Source organism: Nocardia sp. NPDC003963 (genome assembly GCF_053605105.1).
Genome location: NZ_JBSGIP010000001.1, coordinates 1,639,782 through 1,666,372 on the forward strand (window position 1 = coordinate 1,639,782; position 26,591 = coordinate 1,666,372).

General features: G+C 67.2%; 27 protein-coding genes. 17 read left to right on the forward strand and 10 right to left on the reverse strand.

Translation table 11 applies throughout. The features are described from left to right. Nucleotides 1-17: 17 nt before the first annotated feature. Genes ACWEWT_RS07690 through ACWEWT_RS07710 form a run of 5 tightly spaced genes read right to left on the reverse strand, consistent with a single transcriptional unit; the run spans nt 18 to nt 4,520 of the window. Nucleotides 18-1,310: a Ni/Fe hydrogenase subunit alpha gene (locus tag ACWEWT_RS07690; protein WP_452557250.1), complete on the reverse strand. Its 1,293-nt coding sequence runs from the start codon at nt 1,308-1,310 to the stop codon at nt 18-20. Beyond that, a complete protein-coding gene (locus ACWEWT_RS07695; RefSeq protein ID WP_452557252.1) occupies nt 1,294-2,067 on the reverse strand; it encodes an NADH-quinone oxidoreductase subunit B family protein in 774 nt (257 codons plus the stop codon). The genes ACWEWT_RS07690 and ACWEWT_RS07695 overlap by 17 nt, the downstream gene beginning before the upstream one ends. Then, nucleotides 2,064-2,915, reverse strand: coding sequence for an FAD/NAD(P)-binding protein (locus ACWEWT_RS07700; protein WP_452557254.1), 852 nt, complete (start codon nt 2,913-2,915; stop codon nt 2,064-2,066). Before ACWEWT_RS07700 ends, ACWEWT_RS07695 begins: the two co-directional genes overlap by 4 nt. Then, complete coding sequence (locus ACWEWT_RS07705; protein ID WP_452557255.1) at nt 2,912-3,406, reverse strand: Crp/Fnr family transcriptional regulator; 495 nt, start codon at nt 3,404-3,406, stop codon at nt 2,912-2,914. The genes ACWEWT_RS07700 and ACWEWT_RS07705 overlap by 4 nt, the downstream gene beginning before the upstream one ends. Beyond that, a complete protein-coding gene (locus ACWEWT_RS07710; protein WP_452557257.1) occupies nt 3,390-4,520 on the reverse strand; it encodes a 4Fe-4S dicluster domain-containing protein in 1,131 nt (376 codons plus the stop codon). Before ACWEWT_RS07710 ends, ACWEWT_RS07705 begins: the two co-directional genes overlap by 17 nt. 370 nt (nt 4,521-4,890) lie before the next feature. Between ACWEWT_RS07710 and ACWEWT_RS07715 the strand changes: the two genes are divergently transcribed. Further along, nucleotides 4,891-6,141: an Nramp family divalent metal transporter gene (locus ACWEWT_RS07715; RefSeq protein WP_452557259.1), complete on the forward strand. Its 1,251-nt coding sequence runs from the start codon at nt 4,891-4,893 to the stop codon at nt 6,139-6,141. A 150-nt stretch (nt 6,142-6,291) separates the two neighbouring features. On the opposite strand, the gene ACWEWT_RS07720 is transcribed toward ACWEWT_RS07715, so the two are convergent. Further along, on the reverse strand, nt 6,292-8,706 hold the full coding sequence (locus ACWEWT_RS07720) for a heavy metal translocating P-type ATPase (RefSeq protein ID WP_452557261.1): 2,415 nt from the start codon (nt 8,704-8,706) through the stop codon (nt 6,292-6,294). Between the two features lie 35 nt (nt 8,707-8,741). Continuing rightward, a complete protein-coding gene (locus tag ACWEWT_RS07725) occupies nt 8,742-8,996 on the reverse strand; it encodes an SHOCT domain-containing protein (RefSeq protein WP_452557263.1) in 255 nt (84 codons plus the stop codon). Between the two features lie 355 nt (nt 8,997-9,351). Here ACWEWT_RS07725 and ACWEWT_RS07730 point away from each other — a divergent pair, with 355 nt between their 5' ends. The 9 genes from ACWEWT_RS07730 to ACWEWT_RS07770 all read left to right on the forward strand — a co-directional run bounded on the left by ACWEWT_RS07730 (nt 9,352) and on the right by ACWEWT_RS07770 (nt 17,282). Then, entirely contained in the window at nt 9,352-10,041 is a 690-nt protein-coding gene (locus ACWEWT_RS07730) for a GntR family transcriptional regulator (RefSeq protein ID WP_452557265.1), read from the forward strand. After that, complete coding sequence (locus ACWEWT_RS07735) at nt 10,038-10,826, forward strand: LamB/YcsF family protein (RefSeq protein ID WP_452557267.1); 789 nt, start codon at nt 10,038-10,040, stop codon at nt 10,824-10,826. The genes ACWEWT_RS07730 and ACWEWT_RS07735 overlap by 4 nt, the downstream gene beginning before the upstream one ends. Next, a complete protein-coding gene (locus tag ACWEWT_RS07740) occupies nt 10,823-11,473 on the forward strand; it encodes a 5-oxoprolinase subunit B family protein (RefSeq protein ID WP_452557269.1) in 651 nt (216 codons plus the stop codon). The genes ACWEWT_RS07735 and ACWEWT_RS07740 overlap by 4 nt, the downstream gene beginning before the upstream one ends. Next, nucleotides 11,470-12,387 carry a 5-oxoprolinase subunit C family protein gene (locus ACWEWT_RS07745; RefSeq protein ID WP_452557271.1) on the forward strand — a complete coding sequence of 306 codons (918 nt, stop codon included), beginning with the start codon at nt 11,470-11,472 and terminating at the stop codon, nt 12,385-12,387. Before ACWEWT_RS07740 ends, ACWEWT_RS07745 begins: the two co-directional genes overlap by 4 nt. A gap of 291 nt (nt 12,388-12,678) precedes the next feature. Next, the gene (locus ACWEWT_RS07750) at nt 12,679-13,941 is read left to right on the forward strand and encodes an MFS transporter (protein ID WP_452557273.1); all 1,263 of its coding nucleotides are present in this window, start codon (nt 12,679-12,681) and stop codon (nt 13,939-13,941) included. After that, a complete protein-coding gene (locus tag ACWEWT_RS07755) occupies nt 13,934-14,710 on the forward strand; it encodes a D-glutamate cyclase family protein (RefSeq protein ID WP_452557275.1) in 777 nt (258 codons plus the stop codon). Before ACWEWT_RS07750 ends, ACWEWT_RS07755 begins: the two co-directional genes overlap by 8 nt. Then, on the forward strand, nt 14,707-16,146 hold the full coding sequence (locus ACWEWT_RS07760; RefSeq protein WP_452557277.1) for an aspartate ammonia-lyase: 1,440 nt from the start codon (nt 14,707-14,709) through the stop codon (nt 16,144-16,146). The genes ACWEWT_RS07755 and ACWEWT_RS07760 overlap by 4 nt, the downstream gene beginning before the upstream one ends. 21 nt (nt 16,147-16,167) lie before the next feature. Beyond that, on the forward strand, nt 16,168-16,620 hold the full coding sequence (locus tag ACWEWT_RS07765; RefSeq protein WP_452557279.1) for a VOC family protein: 453 nt from the start codon (nt 16,168-16,170) through the stop codon (nt 16,618-16,620). A 5-nt stretch (nt 16,621-16,625) separates the two neighbouring features. Next, nucleotides 16,626-17,282 carry a helix-turn-helix domain-containing protein gene (locus tag ACWEWT_RS07770; RefSeq protein WP_452557281.1) on the forward strand — a complete coding sequence of 219 codons (657 nt, stop codon included), beginning with the start codon at nt 16,626-16,628 and terminating at the stop codon, nt 17,280-17,282. Nucleotides 17,283-17,692: 410 nt separating this feature from the next. Here ACWEWT_RS07770 and ACWEWT_RS07775 read toward each other — a convergent pair whose 3' ends face one another. Continuing rightward, nucleotides 17,693-18,121, reverse strand: a complete 429-nt coding sequence (locus ACWEWT_RS07775) for a nitroreductase family deazaflavin-dependent oxidoreductase (RefSeq protein WP_452557283.1) — start codon at nt 18,119-18,121, stop codon at nt 17,693-17,695. A gap of 41 nt (nt 18,122-18,162) precedes the next feature. Next, nucleotides 18,163-18,525, reverse strand: a complete 363-nt coding sequence (locus tag ACWEWT_RS07780) for a nuclear transport factor 2 family protein (RefSeq protein ID WP_452557285.1) — start codon at nt 18,523-18,525, stop codon at nt 18,163-18,165. Nucleotides 18,526-19,019: 494 nt separating this feature from the next. Here ACWEWT_RS07780 and ACWEWT_RS07785 point away from each other — a divergent pair, with 494 nt between their 5' ends. Then, a complete protein-coding gene (locus ACWEWT_RS07785) occupies nt 19,020-19,889 on the forward strand; it encodes an MBL fold metallo-hydrolase (RefSeq protein ID WP_452557287.1) in 870 nt (289 codons plus the stop codon). Nucleotides 19,890-20,234: 345 nt separating this feature from the next. Here the strand turns inward: ACWEWT_RS07785 and ACWEWT_RS07790 are convergent, their stop codons facing one another. Beyond that, nucleotides 20,235-20,405 (reverse strand): hypothetical protein, encoded by a 171-nt coding sequence (locus ACWEWT_RS07790; protein ID WP_452557289.1) that lies wholly within the window; start codon nt 20,403-20,405, stop codon nt 20,235-20,237. A 38-nt stretch (nt 20,406-20,443) separates the two neighbouring features. On the opposite strand from ACWEWT_RS07790, the gene ACWEWT_RS07795 reads away from it, so the two are divergent. The 6 genes from ACWEWT_RS07795 to ACWEWT_RS07820 all read left to right on the forward strand — a co-directional run bounded on the left by ACWEWT_RS07795 (nt 20,444) and on the right by ACWEWT_RS07820 (nt 26,591). Then, the gene (locus ACWEWT_RS07795) at nt 20,444-20,755 is read left to right on the forward strand and encodes an SDR family oxidoreductase (RefSeq protein ID WP_452557291.1); all 312 of its coding nucleotides are present in this window, start codon (nt 20,444-20,446) and stop codon (nt 20,753-20,755) included. A 244-nt stretch (nt 20,756-20,999) separates the two neighbouring features. Beyond that, nucleotides 21,000-22,211 (forward strand): CaiB/BaiF CoA transferase family protein, encoded by a 1,212-nt coding sequence (locus tag ACWEWT_RS07800; protein WP_452557293.1) that lies wholly within the window; start codon nt 21,000-21,002, stop codon nt 22,209-22,211. Continuing rightward, nucleotides 22,208-22,639, forward strand: a complete 432-nt coding sequence (locus ACWEWT_RS07805; RefSeq protein WP_452557295.1) for a Zn-ribbon domain-containing OB-fold protein — start codon at nt 22,208-22,210, stop codon at nt 22,637-22,639. Before ACWEWT_RS07800 ends, ACWEWT_RS07805 begins: the two co-directional genes overlap by 4 nt. Then, nucleotides 22,636-23,838, forward strand: a complete 1,203-nt coding sequence (locus ACWEWT_RS07810; protein WP_452557297.1) for a thiolase family protein — start codon at nt 22,636-22,638, stop codon at nt 23,836-23,838. The genes ACWEWT_RS07805 and ACWEWT_RS07810 overlap by 4 nt, the downstream gene beginning before the upstream one ends. Nucleotides 23,839-23,884: 46 nt before the next feature. Continuing rightward, a complete protein-coding gene (locus tag ACWEWT_RS07815; RefSeq protein WP_452557299.1) occupies nt 23,885-25,354 on the forward strand; it encodes an aldehyde dehydrogenase family protein in 1,470 nt (489 codons plus the stop codon). A 28-nt stretch (nt 25,355-25,382) separates the two neighbouring features. After that, on the forward strand, nt 25,383-26,591 hold the full coding sequence (locus ACWEWT_RS07820) for an amidohydrolase family protein (RefSeq protein ID WP_452557301.1): 1,209 nt from the start codon (nt 25,383-25,385) through the stop codon (nt 26,589-26,591).

Sequence of the window (26,591 nt, forward strand, 5' to 3'; positions counted from 1 at the left end):
GACTGCGCTCCACATTGTCAGCGCCCGGTCACGTCGAGTGTCAGAAAATGTGCTGAACAGGAGATACAGGGATCGTAGTTGCGGATCGTCCGTTCGCAGAGCGCGGTCAGTTCCCGGTCCGGCAGGTCGAGATCGGCCGCCACCGCCTGCCGGAGGTCCCCCTCGATCACCGCCTGGTTCTGTGCGGTCGGCGGAACGATATCGGCGGAGCGGACGATTCCGTCGGCATCGATGTCGTAGCGGTGGTAGAGCAGTCCACGGGGCGCCTCGCTCACCCCGTACCCGGTCCCGGGCCGGGGTCGGACCGCCACCGCCGCGCGAGGCGGGCGCCGATAACCGGCGATCAGTGCCGACGCCACCTCCATGGCATGCGCGACCTCCACCAGGCGCACCAGGATGCTGCGGTACGGGTTCCGGCAACCGTCCCCGAGGCCGATATCGGCAGCGAGTTCCCTTGCGCCGGGCGACAACTGCGCCGAGTTCAGCGAGTACCGCGCCAGCGGACCGGTCAGATACGGGCGACCGGCGAGGTCCGCGTACAGCGCGGTGGAATGCCGGACCTGCCGCTCGACCATGTGATCAGCGAAACCGGACGCCGGGAAACACAGTCCACCGCTGGTCCGGATCTCCCCGGTCTCGATCGCGTAGCGTCCCGGATCGGCGGCCGCGACCAGTTCACAGTCGAGTTCGGACTCGGGAAAGTCGAATCCGGCCACTCGCCGCGCGGTCCATACTGCGCAGTCCAGGCCGCGGCGCAGCGCCTCGGCGACCGCACCGAAATCGCGGCGCTCGGGGACCGAGTAGAAGCCGCCCAGCCGGACGTTCACGGGATGGATCGCCCGCCCGCCGAGCAGTTCGAGCAGCATATTGCCCGCCTTCTTCATCATCAGCCCTTTTTCCACCAGTTCGCGGTCCTGCCGGGCCAGCGCCACCGCATCGGGAACGCCGACGAAGTCGGGGATGTGCAGTAGGAAGATGTGCAGGCAGTGACTGGCGATCCACTCGCCGCAGTAGAGCAACCGGCGCAGTTCACGGAGCGGCGGATCCAGTTCGACTCCGCACAACTGCTCCAGCGCGTTGCATGCGCTCACCTGGTAGGCCACCGGGCAGATACCGCAGATACGGGAGGTGATGTCGGGCGGTTCGGTATAGGCACGGCCGCGCAGCAACGCTTCGAAGAACCGTGGCGGCTCGTAGATGTGGAGTTCGGCGGAGCTCACGACGCCGTCCTCGACGACGATGTGCAGAGCACCCTCACCTTCCACGCGCGCGAGGGCACCGACTTCGAGCCGCCTACGTTCGCTCGTCACGACCCGGCTCCGCGAATTCGGGGGCCGCCGCGGCGAACGTGCGGAATGCCCGATCGACATCGTCGACCGACATTCCGTTCACCCGGAGAATCGGCAACAACGCGTGCATATTCGGATCGGCCATCGGACCGAAACACCCGAAGCATCCCCGGTGGTAAGCCGGGCACAGCGCCCCGCACCCCGCCTGGGTCACCGGTCCCAGGCACGGAATCCCCTCGGCGACAGTGATACAGGTGGTTCCCCGGCGTTTGCATTCGGTGCAGACGCTGGTGTTCGGGATATCCGGGGCGCGCCCGGCCAGGAAGGCGCACAGTGTGTCGATGAGCTGGCGGCGATCGATCGGGCAGCCGCGCAGCTCGAAATCGACGGCCACATGGTCCGAGATCGGTGTGGACGTGGCCAGGGTCTCGATATACTCCGGACTGGCGTACACGATCGAGGTGAACTCCTCGATATTCGCAAAATTCCGGAGTGCCTGGATACCGCCGTGGGTCGCACACGCTCCTATGGCCACCAGAATGCGGGACTGCTCGCGAATCTCAGTGATACGCCGTAGTTCGTCGGGGGTGGTCACCGAACCTTCGACCAGCGAGACATCGTACGGTCCCGGTTCCGCCGTTTCCGACGCTTCGGTGAAATGCACGATGCGGACACGGCCGGCGAGTGCGAGCAATTCGTCTTCACAATCGAGCAGCGTCAGCTGGCACCCGTCACAGGAGGTGAACTTCCAGACCGCCAGTGTCGGTACGGCGGTCATAATTCGCGCACCGCGAGCAGGGGTTGGGCCACCGTGTAGTCGACGATCGGTCCGTCACGACACAGCAGGAGGGGGCCCAGCTGACAGTGTCCGCATCGAGCGACTCCACATTTCATATTGCGCTCCAGCGACACTCGGATCCGGTCGCCGGGTACACCCTTGCCGAGCAGTACCTGGGCACAGAACCGCATCATCGGTTCCGGTCCGCACAGGAATCCGGTGGTCCGGGCGGGATCGAGGTTCAACCGGCCCAGCGGTTCGGTGACGAACCCGACCCGGCCGGTCCAGTCCGGCGCCGGATGGTCGACGGTGCGCAGCAATTCGATATGCCCCTCGCTCGCCCACCGATCCTGGTCCAGTGGGAACAACACGTCGGCGGGTGTGCGCGCACCACTGATCACCGTGACGCGCCGGAAGCGATCGCGGGCCGCGAGAACGGCGAGCACCAGTGGGCGGAGCGGCGCCAACCCCAGACCGCCACCGACGATGACGAGATCTCCCCCGGTCGCCACGTCCGGATCCCATCCGGTGCCGAAGGGGCCGCGTACCCCGATCAAACCCCCGACGGCGGTATCGTGCAGCGCCGCACTCACCGCGCCGACCGCGCGGACCGTATGCTCGAGCCGTTCGTCGGGGGCGGTCGGATCGCCACTCACGGAGATGGCCACCTCGCCGACGCCGAAACTGTAGAGCATCATGAACTGTCCGGCCCGGAATCGCGGCACAGCGCGGTGTACGGGTTCCAGCACCACGGTCGTGGTGTCCCGGGTCTGCGGCATGCGCCGCACGGCCCGATACGGCAGAGTCGTATCGTCCGCGACGATATCGGCAACGGCGGCACTGGTCATGATCGACTGCCCGTACCACCGAGTCCCAGGGGCTCGGCCGGATTGCGATAGAGATCGACCAGCCGCGCTCGCGTCGCCTGCAACCGACCCAATACCGTCTCGAACAGGACGAGCAGCAACGCTCGGCCGAACTGCGGATTGCTTTCGGACAGCGCAATGAGGGTGGCTGCGTCGAATTCGACGGCCCGCACCGGTTCGGTGGTCAACGCTCCGAAATGCCAGCGGTACGGCGGCACCAACCAGGACCACCCCAGGAGATCACCCGCGTCGAGAGTTTGCAGAACGATATCGGTATGCCCACCGATGCGTGCGTCCAGCCGGATCCGGCCGCTGCGGATCAGCCAGCACCGGCCTGCCTGCTGCCCTTCCTGGATCACCCGGTGCCCGGCCGGAAACGAGACCTCGCGACCGGCCCCCGCCAGCACACGCAGTGTTTCGGTGTCCAGTCCCGCCAGACTCGCGAACGACGCCAGGTCATCGGCAGTGGGCATCTCCGGACTCCTCGGCCGATTCGGCGAGCCGGGCCACCTCCGCGGTCAGGTCGATACCGGCCGGGCACCAGTCGATGCACCGGCCGCATCCCACGCATCCCGAGCTGCCGAACTGATCATGCCAGGTGCCGAGTTTGTGACTCAGCCATTGCCGATACCGGCTCTCCCCCGTCCGGCGGACGCTACCACCGTGCACGTAGGAGAAGTCCAGCTCATAACACGATGCCCACCGCTCCCAGCGTTCGGCGTGGTCACCGGTGAGGTCGGTGATGTCCTCGGTCGTGGTGCAGAAACACGTCGGGCAGACCATGGTGCAGTTCCCGCAGGTGAGACAGCGCGACGCGACATCTTCCCAATGCGGCGACTCCCGGGAGTCACGAACCAGACCCGGGAGATCGACGTCCGGCATCGTGCGACCCATTCGGTTCGCCGCGGCCGCCACCGACTCGTGAGCGCGGTTCACCTCGTCGGTCCCGGCCGGGCGACAGGGCAGTTCGGCGAGCACATCCGCGCCCTCCTCGGTCCCCACCTCCACGACGAAGCGGTGTTCGGCACCGGCGTCCTCGGTAAGCGCGAGGTCATAGCCCGCGGCAGCGCCCGGTCCGGTACCCATCGACGCGCAGAAGCACACACCACCCGGCTCGGTGCAGTTCACCGCCACGACGAACAGGCCACCACAGCGGCCGGTGAAACCGGTATCGGGGTGCTCGCCCTCGCCCAGCACCCGGCGCAGAATTCCGATCGCCGCCAGGTCACATCCGCGAACGCCGAGGAAGGCCGAACGCGCCGGAGCCGGCGCGACGGGTTCCGGCTCCAGATCGGGGCCCAGGGCGAGCACTTTCCGCCGGGGCGGGTGAAGGAACTGTTTCCAGGAGCCAGGGCCGGCGGAATGCGCGAAAACCGCTCCGTCGGCACGGCGCCGGAGCCGATAGTGCCCGGGCGCGGTCTCCACGCCCCACCCGTCGGGCAGTTGCGCACCCGATTCGAGCTCGTCTAGCACGATGGCCGCGTCACGGACCTGTGGACCGATCACCCGGTATCCGCGAGCGCGCAGTACATCGACGAGCCGATCCAGGCCCGGGCGATCGATCACCGCTGTGCTGCCGGACGTCATCGCAGCCTCCGTTCGGTCGAGTCCAGCCCCGCTCTTTCGAGTCTGGTCCGGTGTCACCGGCGCCGGGAGGGACAAAAGTCACCGATCTCGACGAGCCGGATGAGATCCCCGCCGGTCGGCGGAACCGGCCGATCACCCCGCTCTCGGCGTCGTCGGCACAGCTGCCGCGGCGAGTGACAGTTGTGCCCGATACCTCGATATTCCCTGGGCGATGACGAGCACACCGGCTTCACGACCGGTAGCGATCGCTTACGAACCCGCGCCCGGTGCCCCGTGCTCGGTACAGCGTGGTGACCACAGCAGTCGCCGACGTATGGGAACCCGGATTCGCGCGCGCACCGAGATTCGGCCCGTCGTACTATCGGGGTTCATGGGCACGACCGATTTCGTGTCTCGGCGCGTAGCACTGATGCGGGTTCGTTCGGCCGCGGCGCTCCTCGGCCCGGCGTTCGTCGCAGCGATCGCGTATGTCGATCCCGGCAATGTCGCCGCCAATATCAGCGCGGGCGCACGATTCGGATACCTACTGGTGTGGGTTATCGTGGCCGCCGATGTGATGGCAGGCCTGGTGCAGTTCCTGTCCGCGAAGCTGGGGCTGGTGACGGGCCGGACCTTGCCGGAGATGGTCCGGCGACATACGAACAGACCCGTGCGGCTGGCCTATTGGGCCCAGGCCGAAACCGTCGCGATGGCCACAGACCTCGCGGAGGTGGTGGGCGGCGCTATCGCGCTGAACATCCTGTTCGGCCTGCCGCTCGTCGTGGGCGGCGTCCTCACCGGGATCGCCTCGCTGCTGCTGCTGGCGGTGCAGAGCAAGTGGGGGCAGCAGCCGTTCGAACGGCTGGCGATAGGCCTGCTCAGCGTCGTAGCCCTGGGTTTTCTCGTCTCCGCGGTCATCGCGCGCCCATCGATAACCGATACCTTCGGCGGCGCGGTGCCGCGCTTCGACGGTACCGAGAGCATGTTGCTGGCCGCGGCCATAATCGGTGCGACCGTGATGCCGCACGCGGTGTATCTGCATTCGGGGTTGGTCCGTGACCGGCACGGCCATCCGAGAACGCCCGCGCACCGCACCCGGCTGTTGCGGGTGACCCGCGGCGATGTCGCTCTGGCCATGATGCTGGCCGGCGCGGTCAACCTGGCGATGCTGCTGTTGGCCGCTCGCACTCTGCACGGCCACGCGGCAGGCGCCACACTCGCCACGGCGCACACGGGGATCAGCGATGCGCTGGGTCCGGCAGCGGGATTGCTGGTCGCCATCGGGCTGCTCGCCTCGGGCGTGGCATCGACCTCGGTCGGTGCCTACGCCGGCGCCATGATCATGCAGGGCCTTCTCCACCGGCGCGTCGCGCTGATCACGCGCCGGCTGATCACAATCGTTCCCGCATTCGTCGTGCTGGCGGTCGGCGTCGAGCCGACGCGGGCGCTCATCGTCTCGCAGGTGATCCTGTCGTTCGGAATACCGTTCGCGCTGATCCCACTGGTGCGGTTCACCAGTGACCGAACCCTGATGGGTGCGAACGCGAACCACCGTCTCACCACACTGGCCGCTTGGTCGGTGGCCATCCTCGTCACTGCTCTCAATCTGGTACTGCTCTCGCTCACAGTGGCCGGAAGCTGATCGTATTTCCGTCGATGGACCGGGTCGATCGACGCAGGCACATCGGCGACCGACAGCTGGTTCTTCCGAATACGCGCTGCCGAGGGCATACACGTCGGCGCGTATTCCTCCTCGGCGGTAGTCCGTATGCGCCGGACGGCGTGAGTCCGGTTACGGCGCCGGAGCGGGGGCCGGGCCGGCCGGGCCGGGATCATGACCGGCACGGGGGTGTACTGGTGCGCGATCATCGTCGGCCAGGGTGAAATAGTTCTCTTCTTCTTGCAGGAAATGCAGCTGCAGCACGGCATGCAGGCCGTAGAGACAGGCGAGCAGATCGTCGAGCTGGTCGGGGGCGATACCGCCGGCGGCCTGTGCCAAGCGGAGATGGGTGCCGATACGGGTGGCCAGTCTCTGGATCTCGGCATGGGTGCGGCTCATGGTGGCGGTGGCTTCGCTACTGCCGAGCGGCCCGGCCAACATCGGATACAGCTGGGTTTCCTCGGCGATTTCGTGTGGCAGCAGACAGTCGACGAGGAACTTGTACGCGTCTTCTACCGCAGACAGTGCGGCTCGGTCCGGGTGTTGCGCCAGCCGGTCGGCAGCGGTGCGGAGCAGGGTGAGAGTGTCGCGCAGTTCGTCGTGTTCACCAGCGAAGCGGTACAGCAGCCGGCCGGTTTCGGCGGGCAGTCGCGTACGTGCAGCGGGGCTACCACGTAGCGCGCGCAGGGCGTTGACGATGACCGCGACGTCGATCGCCTCCTGGAGCAGCGCGCCGGCCGCGGGCGGCAGCCGGCCCAGCGCGGCGATGATCATCGCGATCAGCGACAAGCTCATGCCGACCACCGCGCTCTGGACCGCGATATGCCGTGACCAGCGCGCAGTGTCCATCGCGTCGGCGAGGCGGTCGAGACGGTCGGCGGCGAGCACGATATCGGCGGCTTCCGAGGACGCGGTCGAACCACGCGCACCCATCGCGACTCCGACCGTGGCCGCGGCAAGTGCCGGCGCGTCGTTGACTCCGTCGCCCACCATGACCGTCACCGCGTCACCGCGCTCGCGTTGCACCGCACGGACTTTGTCGGTGGGACTCTGTCCGGCGTACACCTCGTCCAGCCCCAATACAGTAGCGACCTCACGGGCAGGTTCGGGCCGGTCGCCGGTGAGCATCACCAGCCGGTTCAGCCCGGCTCGGCGTAGCCGGCGCACCGTACGCGGGGCATGGCGACGCAATGGATCGCGCAGCAGTATCGCGGCGGTGAGCCGGTCGTCGACGACAATCCACGCGATCGCCGCCGAATCCAAGCTCGCCCGGTTGACCACCGACCGCGCCCAGTCGGCGCCGGTTGCTGCGCCGGATGGTTTCCCGACCTCGACGCGATGCCCGTCGACGACACCGCGTACCCCGCGCCCGGGCTGCTCGGTGACATCCGACGGCAACGACAGCACCAGATTCCGGGCCGACGCCTCGGTGACGATCGCTTCGGCCAGCACATGCGGCGACAGCTGATCGAGCGAGGCCGCCAGCCGCAACGCATCGACAGGATCGTCGCCGGGTGCGGCGATCACGTCGGTGACCACCGGTCGGCCGACGGTCAGGGTGCCGGTCTTGTCCATTACCAAAGTCGTCGCGTGGCCGAGATCTTCCAGCGCGCCACCGCCGCGGATGATCACGCCCAGCCGGGAGGCACGGGAGAGCCCCGATACGATCGCCACCGGCGCGGCCAAGAGCAGCGGACACGGTGTCGCCACCACCAGAACGGCCACCGCACGCACCAGCGAACCGCTGAACACCCACGCGCCCACCGCGACGAGCAACGTCAGCGGCAGAAACCACGTCGCATACCGGTCGGCCAACCGCACTACCGATGCGCTCTCGGCTCCGGTCTGCTGGGCCAGCCGCACAATCCCCGCGTAGGTGCTGGACTGCGCAGTGGCGGTGGCACGGATCTCGAAGGCCGCGCCTGCATCGACCACTCCGGAGCGGACCGGCTCCCCGACAGCGCGTTCGACCTGGAGCGGCTCACCGGTCAGCACCGACTCGTCCAGCACTGCGGACGGGCCGATGATCCGTCCGTCGACCGGAACTACCTCGCCGGCGGCCACTACGACGATGTCGCCGACCTCGACGGCGTCGAGGTCCACGGTGGTCACGGTACTGCCGACACGGATCCTCGCGGATCGTGGCGCATGCTCGAGCAGCGCCCGCAGATCGTGTGCGGCTCTGCGCTGCGCGGCGGCGTCCAGCGTGCGGCCGGTCGCCAACATGACAGCGATCAACGCACCGGCCAGATACTCACCGACCACCAGCGTGCCGACCAGGGACAATACCGCGATCAGATCGACCCCCGCGCGCCCCTTCCGTACCGTGGCACCCATCCACCACACCGCGGGCACTATTGCCACCACGGTCGCCGCGATCCAGAACCCGTCCGCCACGCCCGGCGAGCCGGCCGCCCAGGCAATCACGCCACCGATCAACGCGAAAGCCACCGAACCCAGCAGTCCGGGTTCGATCCACGGCCGGATCCCACCGGCCCACCTGCCGATCACCGAATCCTCCGCGTCACCGACGATGCCCTGCTCCATGCGGACGGAGTGAACATGTCGATTCTCGCTGGTTCTCATACATCGGCGTGTGAATCGAGCGTTCTCATACGTCGCGCGAACTCATCGTCGGAAATCTCCCCCCGTGCGTACCGCTCGGCCAGTATCTGCCGGGGGCCGACCGGACCACGAGGCGGCGCCGGCGGTTGCGGCGACGAGGTCAGATATCGAACCAGTAGGACCGATCCCGTGACCACCGACGCCCAGAACACGATCGCGCCGACAACCATCAGCCCGAAACCCCAACCGCCCATTCCGGTGCCGTACCACATCAGCACAGCCGGGCCCTGCCTTCATCGCGCCGCTTACGCACCTCCGGAATGCACGCCTCCACGCCAACCTCCTACGCCGCGCCGGATCGCTTCCATCCACGATCGCGACCGACCCCGAGACCGCGGCAGAGGACGATGACCTCACTGGCGGGTACAACGTCACCGTTCTCGCCGTGCAGTCGAGCAAATCCGGCGATGCGGGTCGCGGCCGCCGACGATATGTGGTCGCTCGGCGCGGGCCGCGCACGATCCACCGGGTAAGCATCGTGTTACGCCGGAGCACAACCGCGTAAATGATGGCGCAGATCCCGCGCCACGACTTCCCCAATGTCTGCATCCAGTGTATACAGAGTATATGTCACCTGCGTCACACCAGCTCGGCCCGCAAGACGACCTCGCCGGCCAGCTGCGCACCGCGATCGTCGAAGGCGTATATCCACCCGGACATCGTTTGGTCCAGGAGGAACTGGCCGATCGTTTCGGCGTCTCGCGTATCCCGCTCCGGGAAGCGATCCGTACGCTGGTCGGCGAAGGGCTGCTCCGCTCGGAGCCGGGACGCGGCACATACGTGACGGCCTTGGATATCCATGAGATCGATGAGATCTACGATCTACGGCGTCTCATCGAACCGAGCTTCGCCGAGCATGTCACCGAACGGGTGTCGCGCCGCGATATCGCACGTTTCGAGGCGATGGCGACCGAGATGGACCGTGTCTCCGAGATAGGTGCGGCCGGCTGGTCCCGGACGAATCTGGCGTTCCATCTGGATATGTATCGGTTGTCGGGCCTTCCGCTGCGCTACGAGTTCATCGCGCAGATGTATCACCGGCTGGAGCCCTACTCCCGCTTCTACGTCCACGGCACCTGTGCCTACGACCGTGTCCAGGGCGAGCACAAAGCGATGGTCCGGGCGCTCGCCGACGGCGATGCCGACGGGCTGGCCGCGCAGATTCTGGCTCATATCGACGGCGGGCAGACCGGCCTGCACCGGGCGTGGGAGAACTCCGCCGACGAGATGCGCGTGTACTGGGGAAACAACGTATGAGCGCCCCGACAGTACACCTCGACACCGATATCGGCGAAGGGTTCGGTGTATGGGGGATTCTCGACGAGTCGGAACTGATGGACCATGTCTCGGCGGCCAATATCGCGTGTGGATTCCACGCCGGCGACCCGGATATTCTGCGCCGTACCACATCCCTCGCCGCCGAGCGCGGTGTGTCGATCGGCGCCCAGGTGTCCTACCGGGACCTCGCCGGTTTCGGCCGCCGTTTCATCGACGTGGAAAAGTCGACACTGGTCAACGAGATCGCCTATCAGATCGGCGCGCTACAGGCATTCGCCCGGATCGCGGGAACCGACGTGACCTATGTCAAGGCCCACGGCGCGCTCTACAACGTCGCCGCGGAACACGCTGAGCACGCGTCGGCCATCGTGGAGGCGGTGACACTCGTCGATCCCACGCTGCACCTCCTGTGCCAGTACGGCACCGAGGTCTGGGACCGGGCGCTCGATCTCGGTATCACCCCGATCCCGGAGGTGTTCGTGGACCGCGGCTATACCGCACAGGGGCGCCTGGTATCCCGGAAACACCCCGCGGCGCTGCTGACCGATATCACCGCGGCCGCACACCGCGCGGTCTCGATGGTGACGCAGCGGGAGGTGACCTCGGTCGACGGCGATCGGGTGACGGTGGCACCACCACAGGACTCGGCGATCGCGCTCTGCGTGCACAGTGATACTCCGGGTGCGGTGGAAATGGCGCGGGCCACCCGAGCGGCCCTGGTGGAGAACGGTCTGCCGACCGCACCGATCGGACGCCGCCGATGAGCTCGAACGCACTGCTTCCGATATCGATCCACCGGGCGGGTGATCGCGGCTGGCTCGTCGACATCCCGCCGGTCCATATCGCGCCGGTGGTACTCGGGTTCCGCCGCCGCCCATGGTTCTCCCTGGTTCAGGACCTCGTGCCGGCAGCGGCATCCGTCCTGGTGATCGCGCACTCGATCGACGATATGGCGCGTATCCGCACCGGGGTCGAGAGTTTCCTGCGCGAATTCGACTGGACCGCCCCGGCCGGTGATACCGCCGGCGCCAGCCTGGTGGTCCCGGTCGTCTACGACGGCGAGGACCTCGACTACGTATCCGAGATACTGCGCCTCGATCGCGCGCAGATCGTGCACGCGCACACCAGCGCGATCCATCGCGTCGGGTTTTTCGGTTTCGCGCCGGGGTTCGCCTACATCGACGGTGCGGTGGAACGGTTGTCGATGCCGCGACGGGCCTCGCCGCGCCCGCGGGTCGCCGCGGGGGCGGTCGCCATCGCGGGTACGCAGACCGTCGTATATCCGGGCGGCACCCCCGGTGGCTGGCACATCATCGGCCATACGGACGAGGTGCTGTGGAATATCGAATGGGACGACCCGAGCCGCCTCGCAGTCGGTGATCGCATCATCTTCCAGGAGGTGACATCGTGACCGCACTGCTCGATTCGCGGATATGCGCACCGGGCTCCGCCGGCACGAACGCGCTGCTGCACATCGTCGACCCGGGCCCGTCGACAACCATCCAGGATGCCGGCCGTACCGGCTTCGCCCACCTCGGGATCGGTGCGTGCGGCCCGGCCGATCGCGCCGCGGCCGCATTGGCGAACCGGCTGGTGGGGAATCCGGAGGGCGCGCCGGTACTCGAGAATGTCATGGGCGGGCTCACGGTGACAGCATCGACCGCCCGGTATGTGTCGGTAACCGGCGCACCCGCCGAGGTGCGGGTCGACGGAAGGATCGTGGCCGAACCCCAACGGCTCTACCTGCGTCCGCGAGAGCGCCTGTCCATCGCACGACCCCCGTGGGGGGTACGCGTCTATCTCGCCGTCGCCGGTGGCGTCGCCGGTCAGCGGGTATTCGGCTCGTGCAGTACCGATTCGCTCTCGGGTCTCGGGCCGCCCCCGTTACGGACCGGCGACGAACTCGAGATCGGGCCGGTGGCATCGACTCCGCCGTACGCTCGACTCGAACTGATCGGAAGCCCCCTTCCGACCGGCGTGATCGACCTCGGATTCCGCTGGGGTCCACGGCATTCCCTGTTCGGCACCGCGGATATGCACGTACTCACGTCGACGACCTGGTCGGTGAGCCCGGACAGCAACCGGGTGGGCGTGCGATTGTGCGGGCCACCGCTGTCCATCGGGGCGGTGGATCTACCGAGCGAAGGGATGCCACTGGGAGCGATCCAGGTCCCACCGGCGGGGCAACCGATCGTCTTCCTGACCGACCATCCCGTGACCGGCGGCTATCCGGTCATCGGTGTGGTCACCGAGTCCGACCTCGATCGACTGGCCCAGGCACCACCCGGTGCTCGGGTGTCGTTCTCCGCCATGACCGGAGCATAGACCCGACCGCACCGATCCGTGCCGACCGGAAAAGGAGACCAGCACCGTTCGCCCGGCAACGCAGGGCACCCGAAGCCACCGCGGAACGACCGCGGCAGATGCCATCGGCAGGATTGCCGTCCCGCCGATGGCAGGCACCCCGTTCACCAGCGATTCAGCAACGTGGCGATCACAGCCTGACCGGACCGTCGACCACGGTGTTGCGTCTCGACCTCAACCACTGCTTCTGGAGCTACCATGTCCACTGTAGCCACTGCTTCCTCGCCTCCGGGCCAGCAGGAGCCCAATCGTATGCGACCCAGGCGGGCCGCGATCGCGGCCGCGGCCGGAACCGCTGTCGAATATTACGAGTTCGGCGTATACGGATACCTGGCGGTCATCATCGGGCCGCTGTTCTTCCCCAGCGACGATCCGACGGCCTCACTGTTGTCGACGCTCGCTGTATTCGGCAGTGCGTTTCTCATGCGCCCACTCGGCGGGCTCGTGCTCGGCCGGTTGGGTGACCGGATCGGCCGTAAACCCGTCCTGATCACGACGGTCGTCGGTATGGGATCGGCGACCGCGATCGTCGGACTGCTGCCGACCGCGGAAACCATCGGGGTTCTCGCGCCACTGGCATTGCTGCTCGTGCGATTGGCCCAGGGGTTCTTCGCGGGCGGCGAGGTCACCGGTTCGGCGACATATCTCTCGGAATCGGCGCCCGCCGGGCGACGCGGGTTCTTCGGTGCCTTCACACCGGTCGGCGTGGCGATCGGTGGTGGCACCGCGGCACTGGTGGCCGGGCTCACCACTACCTTGCTCAGCGAGGAACAGCTGCGGGACTTCGGCTGGCGGATTCCGTTCCTGCTCGCGCTGCCGCTCATCGCGATCACCCTGATCGCGCGGAGCAAACTCGAGGATTCGCACGAATTCGTTGTCGCCACCGAAACCGACGCCCCCGCCAAAGCACCGCTGCGCGAGGTCGTCACCGAACACGGCGGCGCGGTTCTGCGGGTCATCTTCCTCGCCATCGGTTCCAATGCGGGCTACTGGGTCGGTTTGATCTTCATGAACATCTACCTCACGACGTATCTGGGTTATTCCAAATCCAATACGTTCTGGATCATGGGGGCGATCAGCCTGTTCGTCGCCGTGCTGATGCCGTACTTCGGCGCGCTCTCCGACCGGGTCGGCCGCAAGCGCGTGATCACCGGTGGCTTCCTCGGTTATGCCGTACTCGTCTTACCGGCGATGATCGCGATGGATCAGGGAAGTTTCGCGGTGGCGGTCGGCGCCATGGTGGTGTTGGCGTTACCGATGCCGATCGTCCAATCGGTCACCTACCCGACCTACGCGGAACAGTTCCCGACCCGCGTGCGGTATACCGGCCTATCGCTGGCCTTCAATATCGGCACCATCGTCGGCGGCGGACTGACCCCTTATCTGGCGACCTATCTCATAGATCGGACGGGCAGCCTCCTCGCACCCGGATTCCTGCTCATCCTGGCTGTGGTGCTCGCGCTCATCGCGCTGACGACCGTGCGCGATGCGGCAAGGAGTCCCGGCAGTGAGTGAACTCGCCCCCACCGCGCCGGCGACCCCCGCGGAATTGCGCCGATCGATCGCAGTGGGCACCTGGACCGGCGCCACCGCGGGCATACTCGATGGGCACCAGCAGGCGAATCTGGTGGTCGTTCCGGTCGCGGCGGCGACGGAATTCGCCGAGTACTGCCGAGCGAATCCGTCCACCTGCCCGGTCCTCGCCTCGACCGCGACCGGCGACCCACACCTCACCTATCGAGGCTGCACGGTCGACGTGCGCACGATGCTGCCGCGTTACCGGGTCTGGCAACACGATCGGATCGTCGCCGAACCCTACGATCTGACGCCGTGGTGGCGCGCGGACTCGGTCGCCTTCGCCCTGGGCTGCAGCCATACGCTCGACGGGCCGTTGCGGCGGGCGGGTATCCCGGTCGCCGGGACGGCGCCCCCGGTCTACGTCAGCAGTATCCGCACGCACGGCTCGACTCGGTTCGACGGATCCGTGGCCGTGAGTATGCGGCCGGTCCGGGCCGAGTCGGTCGATATCGCGATCGAGGTCACGGCGGCACTTCCCACCGGGCACGGTGCGCCCGTGCATATCGGGGATCCGGCGGATATCGGTATCGCCGACCTGACCACACCCGACTACGGGGTATTTCCCGGGATGGAACCCGGTCGGATACCGGTGTTCTGGAACTGTGGTGTCACGCCGCAGCTCGCGCTCGCCGCCGCCGGGCTCGAGTACGCGGCCACGCACTATCCGGGACATATGCTCGTTCTCGACGCGGTGGTCGCCCCATGACGGAGACCAGGACCGAACACGACCTCATCGGCGAGCGGGAGGTGCCCGCCGATGCCTACTGGGGTGTCCATACCCTGCGGGCCCGGGAGAACTTTCCGATCACCGGTACGCCGATCTCGCACTACCCGGCCCTGATCCGCGCGTTGGCCCTCACGAAATCGGCGGCCGCGGAAGCGAACCGGCGGCTGGGGTTGCTCCCGGCCGATATCGCCGAAGCCGTCGTCGCAGCATGCCGGGAGATCGCCGACGGCGCGTTGCACGAGCAGTTCGTGGTCGATGTCGTCCAGGGCGGCGCGGGGACCTCGACCAATATGAACACCAATGAGGTCATAGCCAACCGAGCCCTGGAACTACTGGGTCATCGTCGCGGTGAGTACGTGTTCGTTCATCCGATCGAGCACGTCAACCTGGGCCAGAGCACCAACGACGTGTACCCCACGGCCGTCCGGATCGCGGTCCGGACGGCGCTGGGTGAGTTGCACGTCGCCCTGGCCCACCTCGCCGCGGCCTTCGCCGCCAAAGCGGTCGAGTTCGCCGATCACCTCAAGATGGGCCGAACCCAGTTGCAGGACGCGGTACCGATGACCCTCGGCCAGGAATTCGGGACGTACGCCGTGATGATCGGCGAGGATATCCAGCGGCTCACCGAGGCCGCCGGCCTGATCGACGAGATCAACCTGGGCGGAACCGCGATCGGCACCGGTCTCAATTCTCATCCCGATTACGCCGTACTGGCGTGCTCGGCGCTGAGCGCGCTCACCGGATATCCGCTCACGACGGCCACTGATCTGCTCGAGGCCACCCAGGATGTCGGCGCATTCGTCCAGATCTCCGGAACCCTGAAGCGGACCGCGGTGAAATTATCGAAAGTATGCAACGACCTTCGGCTCTTGGCTTCCGGCCCGCGAGCGGGCTTGGGCGAGATCCGGCTGCCGGCCGTCCAGGCCGGTTCCTCGATCATGCCGGGCAAGGTCAATCCGGTGATTCCCGAAGTCGTCTCGCAGGTGGCCTACGAGGTGATCGGGAACGATATCGCGATCACCCTGTCGGCGGAGGCGGGGCAACTCCAGCTCAATGCCTTCGAGCCGTTGATCGCCCACAAGCTCCTGGAATCGATCACCCATCTGTCGAATGCCGCCCGGACCCTGGCGCGGCGCTGTGTACCCGGTATCACCGCCGACGCCGAACGGATGCGGGCGAACGTCGAGCGATCCACCGGGCTGATCACCGCGCTGAACCCACATATCGGCTACGAGGCCGCGACGGAACTGGCGGCCCGGGCTCTGTCGTCGGATCGCACCGTGGCCGAGCTGGCCGAGGAGGCCGGCCTGCTGAGCCCGGCGGCGATCGAACTGCTGCTGTCACCGGTCGCGTTGACCGGGCGTGCGCGGATCACCCGTAACGAACCCACTGATGCGCATTTGACTGCGCACTAAATGAGAATTAAAGTGCTCAATATGACTACGATCGCCGGCGGAACCGCCCCCACCATTCCCCCTTTCCACCTCGCGATCCCGGTCGCCGATATCGAGGCCGCCCGCGAGTTCTACGGGAACGTTCTCGGTTTCCCGCGGGGCCGCTCCGCGGAGAAATGGACCGACTGGAACGTTCGCGGCCATCAGGTCGTCACCCACGAGGTCGGCGGCGAACCGGATACAGCCATCCGCGGGACCAATCCTGTCGACGGACACGAGGTCCCGGTCCCCCACTTCGGACTGGTCCTGTCGGTCGACGAGTTCCAACAGCTCGCCGACCGCCTCCGCGCCGTCGATACCGAGTTCGTGATCGAGCCCTACGTACGGTTCGCCGGCGAGCCGGGCGAGCAGTGGACGATGTTCTTCCTCGACCCGTACGGTAACGCACTGGAGTTCAAGGCATTCCGCAATATCGATCAGCTGTTCGCCGTCTGAGTCCGGTGACCGGCCAAGGCGACGAGGCCGCGGGCGGGGACACCACCGAAGAAGGTGTCCTGGCCCGCGACTTCCTGCTCAGGGTGGGCGAACGGATACGAGCCCTCCGCATCGACCGCGAGATGACCGTTCAGCATCTGGCCGACCTTTCCGGCGTCAGCCGGCGACTGCTCACGCAGATCGAGCACGGACAGGCGAATCCCAGCCTCGTGGCGGTCACCCGGATCGCCCGCAGCCTCGGCACCGAGTCCACCGAGCTCATCGGTGATACCGGACCCGCGGAGAGCCCGATCGAACGTATACCGGCAGAACGGTATTCGCTGGTCTGGACATCACCGGCGGGTAGTTCGGCCTACCTTCTGGTCTCCACACCGGGGGTGCGCACCGCCGACCTCTGGTCATGGACCCTGGCACCCGGCGACACCTACAGCGGCCTGCCCGACCCCAGCGGCTCGTTCGAACTCTTCCATGTGACAGCCGGCCGGCTCAGCATCGTCACCGACGGTATCGAAGTCACGATGGCGGCCGGCGAATCGGGACGACTGCGCAGTGATCGCCCCTACAGCTACCGCAACAACGGCGCCGAGCCGGCCGTATTCCTCAGAACCGTCGCACTGGCATCCGGAACTCGGGTCGCGCGATCCAGGGAACAGGATCGCTGAGGCCACCGATCACCACGCCACCGGCGCGACCGCGTCGGTGGCGTCCGCCGGTGATCGGTTCGGACTCGGCAGCCGGCACGAGTGACACTCCGCCTGGCGTGCGTTCGAGACCCGGTACGCGACCCTCGAAGGCGCCGAGGTCGTTCGAAGGCGATCGACCACCGAACAGGGCATCTCCGAATTCCGCGTCCGGGGCCGGCCCTTCAGCATCGGCTGATCCGACCCCGACAACGTCGGTGGCCCCGGTCCCCCACCCGGGGCCACCGACGTTCCGGAACCGCTCGGCGCTCCGCGAGCACATCGAGCTGCCGGTTCCGAGTCGTGGCGCTACTCGCCGACCCGGGTGCCGATCGGCTTCACTCGACGCGACCGGCGCCCGCGCCCCTACCAACGGATTTCGGCCTTCGGCCTCATACCGCCTCCACCCGGAATACAGCGATGCGCTCGGCGCTGGCGGCCACATCCTGCGGCGCCGCGCTCGGGGAGAGTCCATTGTCGGCGTAGCGTTTGCCGACGCTGGCGGGGCTCTCTTCGACCAGCCGGTGCAGTACCGGACGGCGGTCCTCGACCGGCAGCTCCACCAGCCGCGCGGGTATCGAACGACGGCCGCGCGTCAGCGTGACCTGATCGGCCGCACGCGCATTGACCACCCAGGCAGCCTTCGGGAATGCCTGCACGATGTAGCGCTGACCCGCCACCGCCACCACCGCGATCGCGAACGTACGCAATCGGCCGGTATCACCGGGTGACCACCACATTGCGAGTTCGGCGTGGTCGGCCGACGACGGCGCAAGAAGCACCCGCTGCGGGCGTTGAAACCGGACGAGTTCCAGCTGCACACAATGTCGAATCAGGCGGGGAACACCACAGCGACGCTCGACTACTCGGCCGCCGAGGCATGAGCGGCGACGACCCGCCAGCCACGGGAGTCGTCGTGCGCCCAGGTGCGGGTATAACGCATCCTGGCCACGAACGGTGACCCGTGAACACTTCCCTCGACGAGGCCGAGGAACCACGTGACCCCGGTTGTCCCTTCCACCAGTACGGTCAGCTGTTCTTCCTCGAGCTTGTTCACGATCTGAGCTCTGGTGCGGTGCAGCTCGAGATCATCGGCCTTGGTGACCGTGTCGGCGCCGAGCGTGAAGATCAACCGATCGTCGAGCAACTCGTCCAGCACCTGGACATCCCCGGCCAGCTGCGCGGCCTGAAGTCGCCGTTCGGCTTCTCGCAAGTCCTTCTCCATGGCCCCCACCCTGCCAGCTCGGTGTCGGTCGAGCCCTCCCGTTTCGCTGACAGCTGACCTACGCCCGCGGATTCCGGACCGGGCACCGCTGCGCCGTCGATGCTCCGGCCGCCCCGAGTGACTCTACTTTTCGTCTGGATTCCCGGCTGGTCCCGGTTCGGTAAGTCCTCGAACGGACAGCCATTCGATCGCTGCGCAATTGAGTCGCGAGGACGAAAATCGCTCCTGCCGCCACGAAAACGGAGTGTACCGCGCGCATCGTGCGCTGGATACGGGCTACGGACGGAGCTTCCTTCCCACCGGGGTTGGACACCAGCTGGTCCTTCGGTCCGATTCCTCGTGTCGACACATGGTGTTACGGTCCCACCTCAGCGGCGACCGATCGAGTCGCCTGCAGTAAGCCGGGGAACGGGGGAAGTGGCGATATGTCCGATCGGGCACGCACACCGAGTCTTGTCGAATATTGTATTGCCGCAGCGGGAATCGCGCCCGGGATGATCCGGCCACGTCGACCCGACCAGCGGTTGCTCCGTTCGATCACCGATGCGGGACTGCCTGCGCCGCGCGGTGTGGTCACGGTGACCGCGTTGCGTCAGGCACCGCGGTCGGTGCCGACCTTCGGGGTGGTGGAAGGGCGGTTCACGCCCTGGCGGATTTCCAATTCGCTCACGTCGTTCGTGGTCGAGCATCCCGCGGCGCGGTTCATCGTCGATCCGAGCGTCTGTGTCGATGTCGAGCGGCGCGCGATCGCTCAGCTACCCGCGGCAGTGCGGATCGCGGTCCGTCCGCCGGCCGGCACGATCGCCACGGTCGAGGCCCTGCGAGAACTGCCCGGCCCTCCAGAACTGGACTTCGCACTGCCCACGCACACGCACTGGGACCACGTGTGCGGACTGCTGGATCTGCAGGGGCTCCCGGTATATCTGCACCGCCCGGAACGGGAGTGGGTCTCGGGCGGACCGGTGGCCCCGACCGGCGGGGTCCGTGACGCGCTACGCGATCGCCCCGTCGTCGAATACGAACTGGAGGGCCCGCCGGTACTCACCTTCACCCGCAGTCACGATCTGTTCGGCGACTCGACACTTCTCCTGGTCGATCTGGCCGGGCATACACCCGGCAGTATCGGGGTGCTCGCCCACACCGAGCGTGGCTGGATCCTGCTCGCGGGCGACGCTGCCTGGCACACTCTGCAAGTCGACGAGATTCGCCAAAAGGCCAGCTACCCGGGATCATTGCTGGACGAAGACCGCGACCGCACCTTCGAAACCCTGCACCGGCTCCATCTCGCCCGCCACTCCGCCCGCATCGTCCCCACGCACGACCATCAGGCAACCCACCGGCTCCGGACGACCGTGTCGGCATGACCGATCCCCGATCGCCGTGTACAGATGAGGAAATCACCATCGACCTCCGCAGCCTTCTGTGGGTTCCCGACGGACATCGTGGGTCGTCGACGCTCGGCCACGAGGCCACCGCTCCGTGGTCGACCCGCGCACCCGATCGGACCACCGCACCGTCACCTCGGGCAATTTCATGGCCGAAGAAGCGCCGTCCGACGGCGCCGCCGCACTCCGCCGACCTCGCGCGGCGCTGATATCGATCGAGGTGTTGTCGTAGCGGCTCGGCACACCGCTCCGGCCGGCCCTCGGTCGCGGTCGTCCGCGAGCTCGATCGAACCCCGGCGCGATCCGTCGCGGCGGGCCCGCTGTTCAGCAACGTGCGCACCGTGGCCGGTACCTGGAGACCCAGTTCTGCGGGTATCGCCGCTCGGCGGTGAGATATCGACGCACCGTGGCACAGGGCAGGTCGGCGACGGCGAGAACGACAGCCGCCGTGGACAGGCCGGTCTCGGCACGCAGCGAGGTGGCGGGCAGCGGCATCGCACCGAGCCGATTCGGCGGCCCGCTCCGCACGCGCGATGGCCGGCCATCGCGCGTGCGCGCGGCGGTGGATACCCGCGGACAGGACCTGCTCGTCCAACGGGCGGTTTACCGGCTGGTCCCGTGGCATCCGCATCAACGCGGTCGCCCCCGGCCCGAGCGTCACCGATTTCAACGGCGGCGCCATGCGCGACGACCCCGAACTCCGCAGCACCCTCGCCGCGCAGACAGCGCTCGGGCGCGTCGGCGAACCCGATGAGATCGGCGATGCCGTCGCCGCCCTCGCCTCCGGCGATATGCGATGGGTCACCGCCGAACGCATCGAAGTCTCGGGCGGATCACTCATCTGACGCCGCCGACCGCACGGCACACAGCGGTCGGCCGGGACCGCGGCCCCGAACAAGCGCCTGCATGTCCTATCGGTCATCGGACCATAAATTCATTTCCCGCTCCGCGCAGAGTCCGGAAAAAGATCGCAACATCAGGCACTTGAAGCAACGCTTGCCTGCGCTGCCCGAATCCCACCCCGCAACAAGAATATGGTTCTACGCTTAGGTAGATTCCAATTCTACTTTTAGTGCGCGGAGGTATCCGATGGACAGCGCGGCATTCTCCGGTGTGCGCGTGGTGGAACTCGCGCAGTGGGTGTTCGTCCCCGTAGCCGGTGCCCTTCTTGCGGATTGGGGCGCGGATGTCATCCGGGTGGAGCGTCCCGACGGAGACCCGTACCGCAATCTCGCCACGCAGGGAATCGGATCCGACAGCGGCGGCGTGAACCTCTCGGTGGCCCTTGCCAATCGAGGAAAGCGGTCGGTCTCGCTCGATCTGGGCACCGAGCGGGGGCGGGAACTGCTCGACGAACTACTCGCGACCGCCGATGTGTTCCTCACGAATTTCCGTCCCGCGGCGTTGCGCCGGTTGGGACTCGATGCCGACGAACTCACCCGGCGGTTTCCTCGCCTCGTCTACGCCCGCGGTCACGGCTACGGAGTCCGCGGGCCCGAGGCCGATAAGCCGGGATACGACTCCTCGGCATTCTGGGCACAGGGCGGGCCCGCCCATATCCTGACGCCGCTCGACCGCGAATACCCGATCAGCCAGCGCGGCGCGATGGGGGATCGGAACGGCGCGATGGCACTGGGTTTCGGGATCGCCACCGCACTACTGCGCCGGCACCGGACCGACCGCGGGTCGGTGGTCGACGTCTCACTGCTCGCGACCGCCATGTGGATGCTCTCGTCCGATGTGCTCGCCGCGCTGGCGGGAAACCAGCCCAGTACGGTCTCCGGGCGCGGGTCCTCGGCCAATCCACTCGTCGGCGCCTTCCGAACCAAGGACGGGCGCCATATCCAGCTGGTCTTCCTCCAGGCAGACCGGTACTGGGTACCGTTCTGCGATCTGGTGCAGCGCATGGATCTACGCACCGATCCACGCTTCGCGGATATGGAATCCCGTGCCGCGAACCGCGCGGCGTGCGTGGCCGAACTGGACACGGAATTCGCGCGCCGCACCTTCGACGAGTGGAAACAACTGCTCTCCCGCCTGGACGCGCCGTGGGCTCCGGTGCAATCGGTCGGCGAACTGCTCGAGGACCCCCAGGTGCTGGCCAACGACTATATCGGTGTCGTCGAAACGGAAACGGGCCGGCAATACCGGCTCCCGACCGGGCCGGTCCAATTCGACGAGCGCCCGCCGGCCTTACGGCGGGCGCCGGAGCACGGTGAGCACACCGAGACACTGCTCCTCGAATTGGGCTACTCCTGGACCGATATCGCCGAGTTCAAGGAAGCCGGGGTGGTCCCGTGACCAGCACCCGCCCGCTCCCCGCACCCGACGCCCGCTCGGCTCCGTACTGGGCGGCCGCGGCACGGCATATCCTCGCCCTCGCCCGCTGCGGCCGTTGCGAGAGCTTCGAGATACCGCCGGGCCAAGTGTGTTCGCAGTGCGGCGCAACGGATCCCGGCTTCCGCTTCGAAGCCGTCGACGGCCTCGGCATCGTCCGATCCTGGACCGTTGTCCGGCGGGCCTCGCTACTCGGTTTCGCCGACGAGGTGCCCTATCTGCTGGTCGACGTCGAGCTGGCGGTACAGCCCGGACTGCGGATGATCGGACGGCTCCTGGACGGGCCCGGCACCCAACTGCGCGAGGGGGTTCCGGTGCGGGTGACGTTCGAGGACATCGGGGTGGGAACAGCGGTCCCGGGCTTCACACTGATATCCGGGAGGCCGTCGTGACCGGCCGGTTCCGCGGGGGCGGCCGGGTGGCCGTCGCCGGATACGCCCACAGTGATATCCGCCGTCATATCGATCGTCCGCTCGGCGCGCTCGCCGTCGAGGTGGCACGGGCGGCGGTCACCGACGCCGGGCTGCGGCCGGAGCAGATCGATGGTTTCGTCACCTCGGCGCTGTTCCCGACCGCCGGTGGGCACCGCGTCATCGACGGCGTGAGTACGGTATCGGCGGATCTGCTGGCAGCCGGAATGGGTGGCTCGCCGCGGTATGTCGCCGGATTCAGCGGTATCGGGCAGATTCCCGGCGCGGTGGCGCTGGCGGTGAATGCGATCGTCTCCGGCGCGGCCGATTACATCGTCCTGCACCGAGCCCTGCACAACCCGGCCGGCGGCTATCACGACAATCCGACGATATCGGCCGAGGGGCCTCACCAGTGGACCGTTCCGCAGGGCTTCGGTGGCCCACTGCCCATGATCGCCTTTCCCTATACGGAGTACCTGAACCGGTACAGCGCCGATCCCGGCACGATGGCCGAGGTCGTGGTCGAGGCCCGGAAGAACGGGGCACGTATCCCGTGGTCGTACTGGTACGGAAAACCCCTCACCACCGAGGAGTACCTGGCGGCGCCGATGGTCAGCGATCCGGTCCGCCGCTTCGATTGTGATCTGCCGGTGGACGGTGTCGCCGCTTTCGTCCTCACCTCCGCCGAACGCGCCCGGGATCTCCCCCACCGGCCGGTATACGTGGCGGGTTACGCGCAGAGCCCGCCCCCGCGACACCGCGCACCACTGCATTGGCCGCTCGACGACATCATGGCGGGCGGCGAGGTCACCGCCCGGCGCCTCTGGGAGGCCACCGGTCTACACCCCGCCGAGATCGACCTACCTCAGCTCTACGACGGATTCTCCCCCTTCGTGTACTTCTGGCTCGAAGCACTGGGTTTGTGCCCACGCGGAGAGGCGCACCGTTTCGTCCGGGACGGCGGTATCGACAGCGATCTACCCGGTCGCTTACCCGTGCTGTCGGGTGGCGGCGCGCTGGGCAACGGCCGCATGCACGGCATCCCCCAGATGCTCGAGTGCTACCTGCAGCTGTCCGGCCGCGCCGGGGAACGCCAGCGCGAGCGGGCATCGGTCGCTCTCGCCTGCCATTCCTCTCCGCACTACGGCGGTGCCGTCGCCTACACCACCGAGCCCGGATAACCACCGACGATCTATGCCGCGCCCCGGCAGCCAGGAGACCGATTTCATGTCAACACTTCTCACGGACCACCGCTCGTATATCGCGGGCGACTGGGTATCGGGCGCGGAGTACATCGCGGTGGAGAACCCGGCCGACGAATCCCACCTGGTCGATATCCCGGCCACCCCGCTGCCCGAGATCGACCGCGCGATACGCGAGGCGCGGCGCGCCTTCGACAGTGGTGTATGGGCCGATATACCGGCCGCGGAGCGAGCCGCTGTGTTGCGCGCGATGCTGTCTCATCTCGAAACAGCGCGGGAGCCACTGGTGGCGACGATGGTCGCCGAAGCCGGGCAGCCGACCGCATTCGCCGAACGCTCCCAGTTCCTGTCGGGCCTGGCCATGGCCCGCGGCATGATCGACCTGTATCTGTCCATGGCGCATGAAGAGTCCGGTCCGGTACCCGTCGACGAACTGATCCGCGGGCGGGTGGCACTCAGCGTCCGCAGACACGAGCCCGTCGGTGTCGTCGCCGCGATCACCCCGTACAACGCCGCACTCATCATGGCGTTGCAGAAGCTCGTCCCCGCGCTCATGGCGGGTAACTCGGTGGTGCTGCGACCGAGTCCGCTCACGCCGATATCGTCGCTGATCTTCGGTGCCGCCGCCGAAGCGGCCGGACTCCCCCGCGGTGTACTGAGCGTCGTGGTCGAATCCGGTTCGGCCGGTGCGGAACTGCTCACCACTCATCCGGCGGTGGATATGGTGTCGTTCACCGGGTCGACGACCGTCGGCCGGAGCATCATGGCGCAGGCGGCGCCCACTCTGAAGCGGGTCGCGCTCGAGCTCGGCGGCAAATCGGCCCAGATCTATCTCGGCGACGCGATCGGCAGAGTCGCCACCGGTGCCGCCGCCGTGATCGGGGGCACCGCGGGCCAGGCGTGTGTCGCGGCGACCCGCATGCTGGTGCCACGAGAAAACAAAGACGAAGTACTCGAGGCGGTTTCGCGGGCCTACGCGGGTCTCGTCGTCGGCGCCCCGACCGACCCGTCCACCACGATCGGGCCGCTGATCAGCGCCGCACAGCGGCAACGGTGCGAGGATATCGTCGGCAGGGCCGTCGACAAGGGCGCGACGGTCGTCCAGGGCGGCGGGCGACCGCCGGCGATCCCGCACGGCTACTACTTCGAACCGACCGTGCTCGACGTCCCCGACAACGGCAACCCGGCCGCGCAGGAGGAGATCTTCGGCCCGATCCTGTCGGTGCTGGGCTACCGGGACATCGACGACGCCGTCCGAATGGCCAACGACAGCCGGTACGGCCTGTCCGGCCAGGTGTACGGCACGGACCCCGCTGCCGCGACGGCCGTCGCGCGCCGGTTGCGAACCGGCGCCGTCAATGTCAACACCGCGCTGTTCAGCGCCTATGCCCCGAGCGGGGGTTACAAGCAGAGCGGCCTCGGCCGTGAACGCGGTCCGGACGGTATCCGGGCGTTCCAGGAAGTAAAGCATCTCGTCATCGGCGAACTCCGCTGAGCTGCGACCCGATTCCGAAGGAGTGACCATGTCCACTGAATTCGAACTCGACTGGTTGATCTCGGTCGACGACCATATTCTCGAACCACCCGACCTGTGGCTGGACCGCGTACCGCGCGCCGACCGGGATCGCGCACCGCATATGGAATTCGACGACAACGGTGTGGACTGCTGGGTCTACGACGGCAAACGCTTCCCCAGTTCGGGACTGAGTGCGGTGGCGGGTAAGGAGAAAGAGGAGTTCAGTCCGAAACCGCTGTCGTACAGCGAGATGCGGCCCGGATGTTACGACCCCGTCGCGCGGCTCGAGGATATGGATCGCGCGGGCATTCTCGCCTCGCTCTCCTTCCCGACGATCACCCGGTTCTGCGGTCAGCTGTTCATGGAGGCCGGCGACCGCGAATTCGGCCTGGTCTGCCTGAAGGCCTACAACGACTGGGTGATCGAGGACTGGTGCGGCGCGGCCCCGGGTCGTTACATTCCGCTGGTTCTCATTCCGCTCTGGGATCCGCAGTTGGCGGTGCGGGAGCTGGAACGCTGCGCGGCCAGAGGGGCGACCACCTTCGCTTTCTCGGAGAATCCCGCGCCGCTCGGTCTGCCGACCATTCACGATGCCGGTGGCTATTGGGACCCGGTGATGGCAGCCGCGAACGATATGGAATTGGTCGTCTCCATGCACGTCGGTTCGTCTTCGACCGTTCCGCAGATCTCGAAGGACGCTCCGTTCCTGGCCAACTTGGCATGGGGCGCCACCCGGACCTCCGGCGCCATGCTGTCCTGGTTGTTCAGCGGTATGTTCCAGCGCTTCCCCAATCTGAAGATCGCCCTGTCCGAGGGCGAGATCGGCTGGATGCCCTACTTTCTGGAGCGCGCCGAACAGGTCCTGGACAAACAGCGGCACTGGGTGAAGCGGGGTATGAGCTGGGGTGACCATGCCGGTAGCCGCGGTGTCGATCTCGACACCCTCGATATCCGCCGAACCTTCCGCGACCACATCTTCGGCTGTTTCATCGAGGACACGCACGGGATCGCGAGTATCGCCGAGATCGGCGAGAACAACATCATGTGCGAAACCGACTACCCGCATTCGGATTCGACCTGGCCCAATTGCATCGACGCCGTCAAGAAGCAGATCGATCATCTGCCGGCCGAAACGCAGTACAAGATCCTGCGCGGTAACGCCGAACGGCTGTACCGGTTCACCCCCGCCGCACCACCGGCCCGGGCAGCGGGCTGA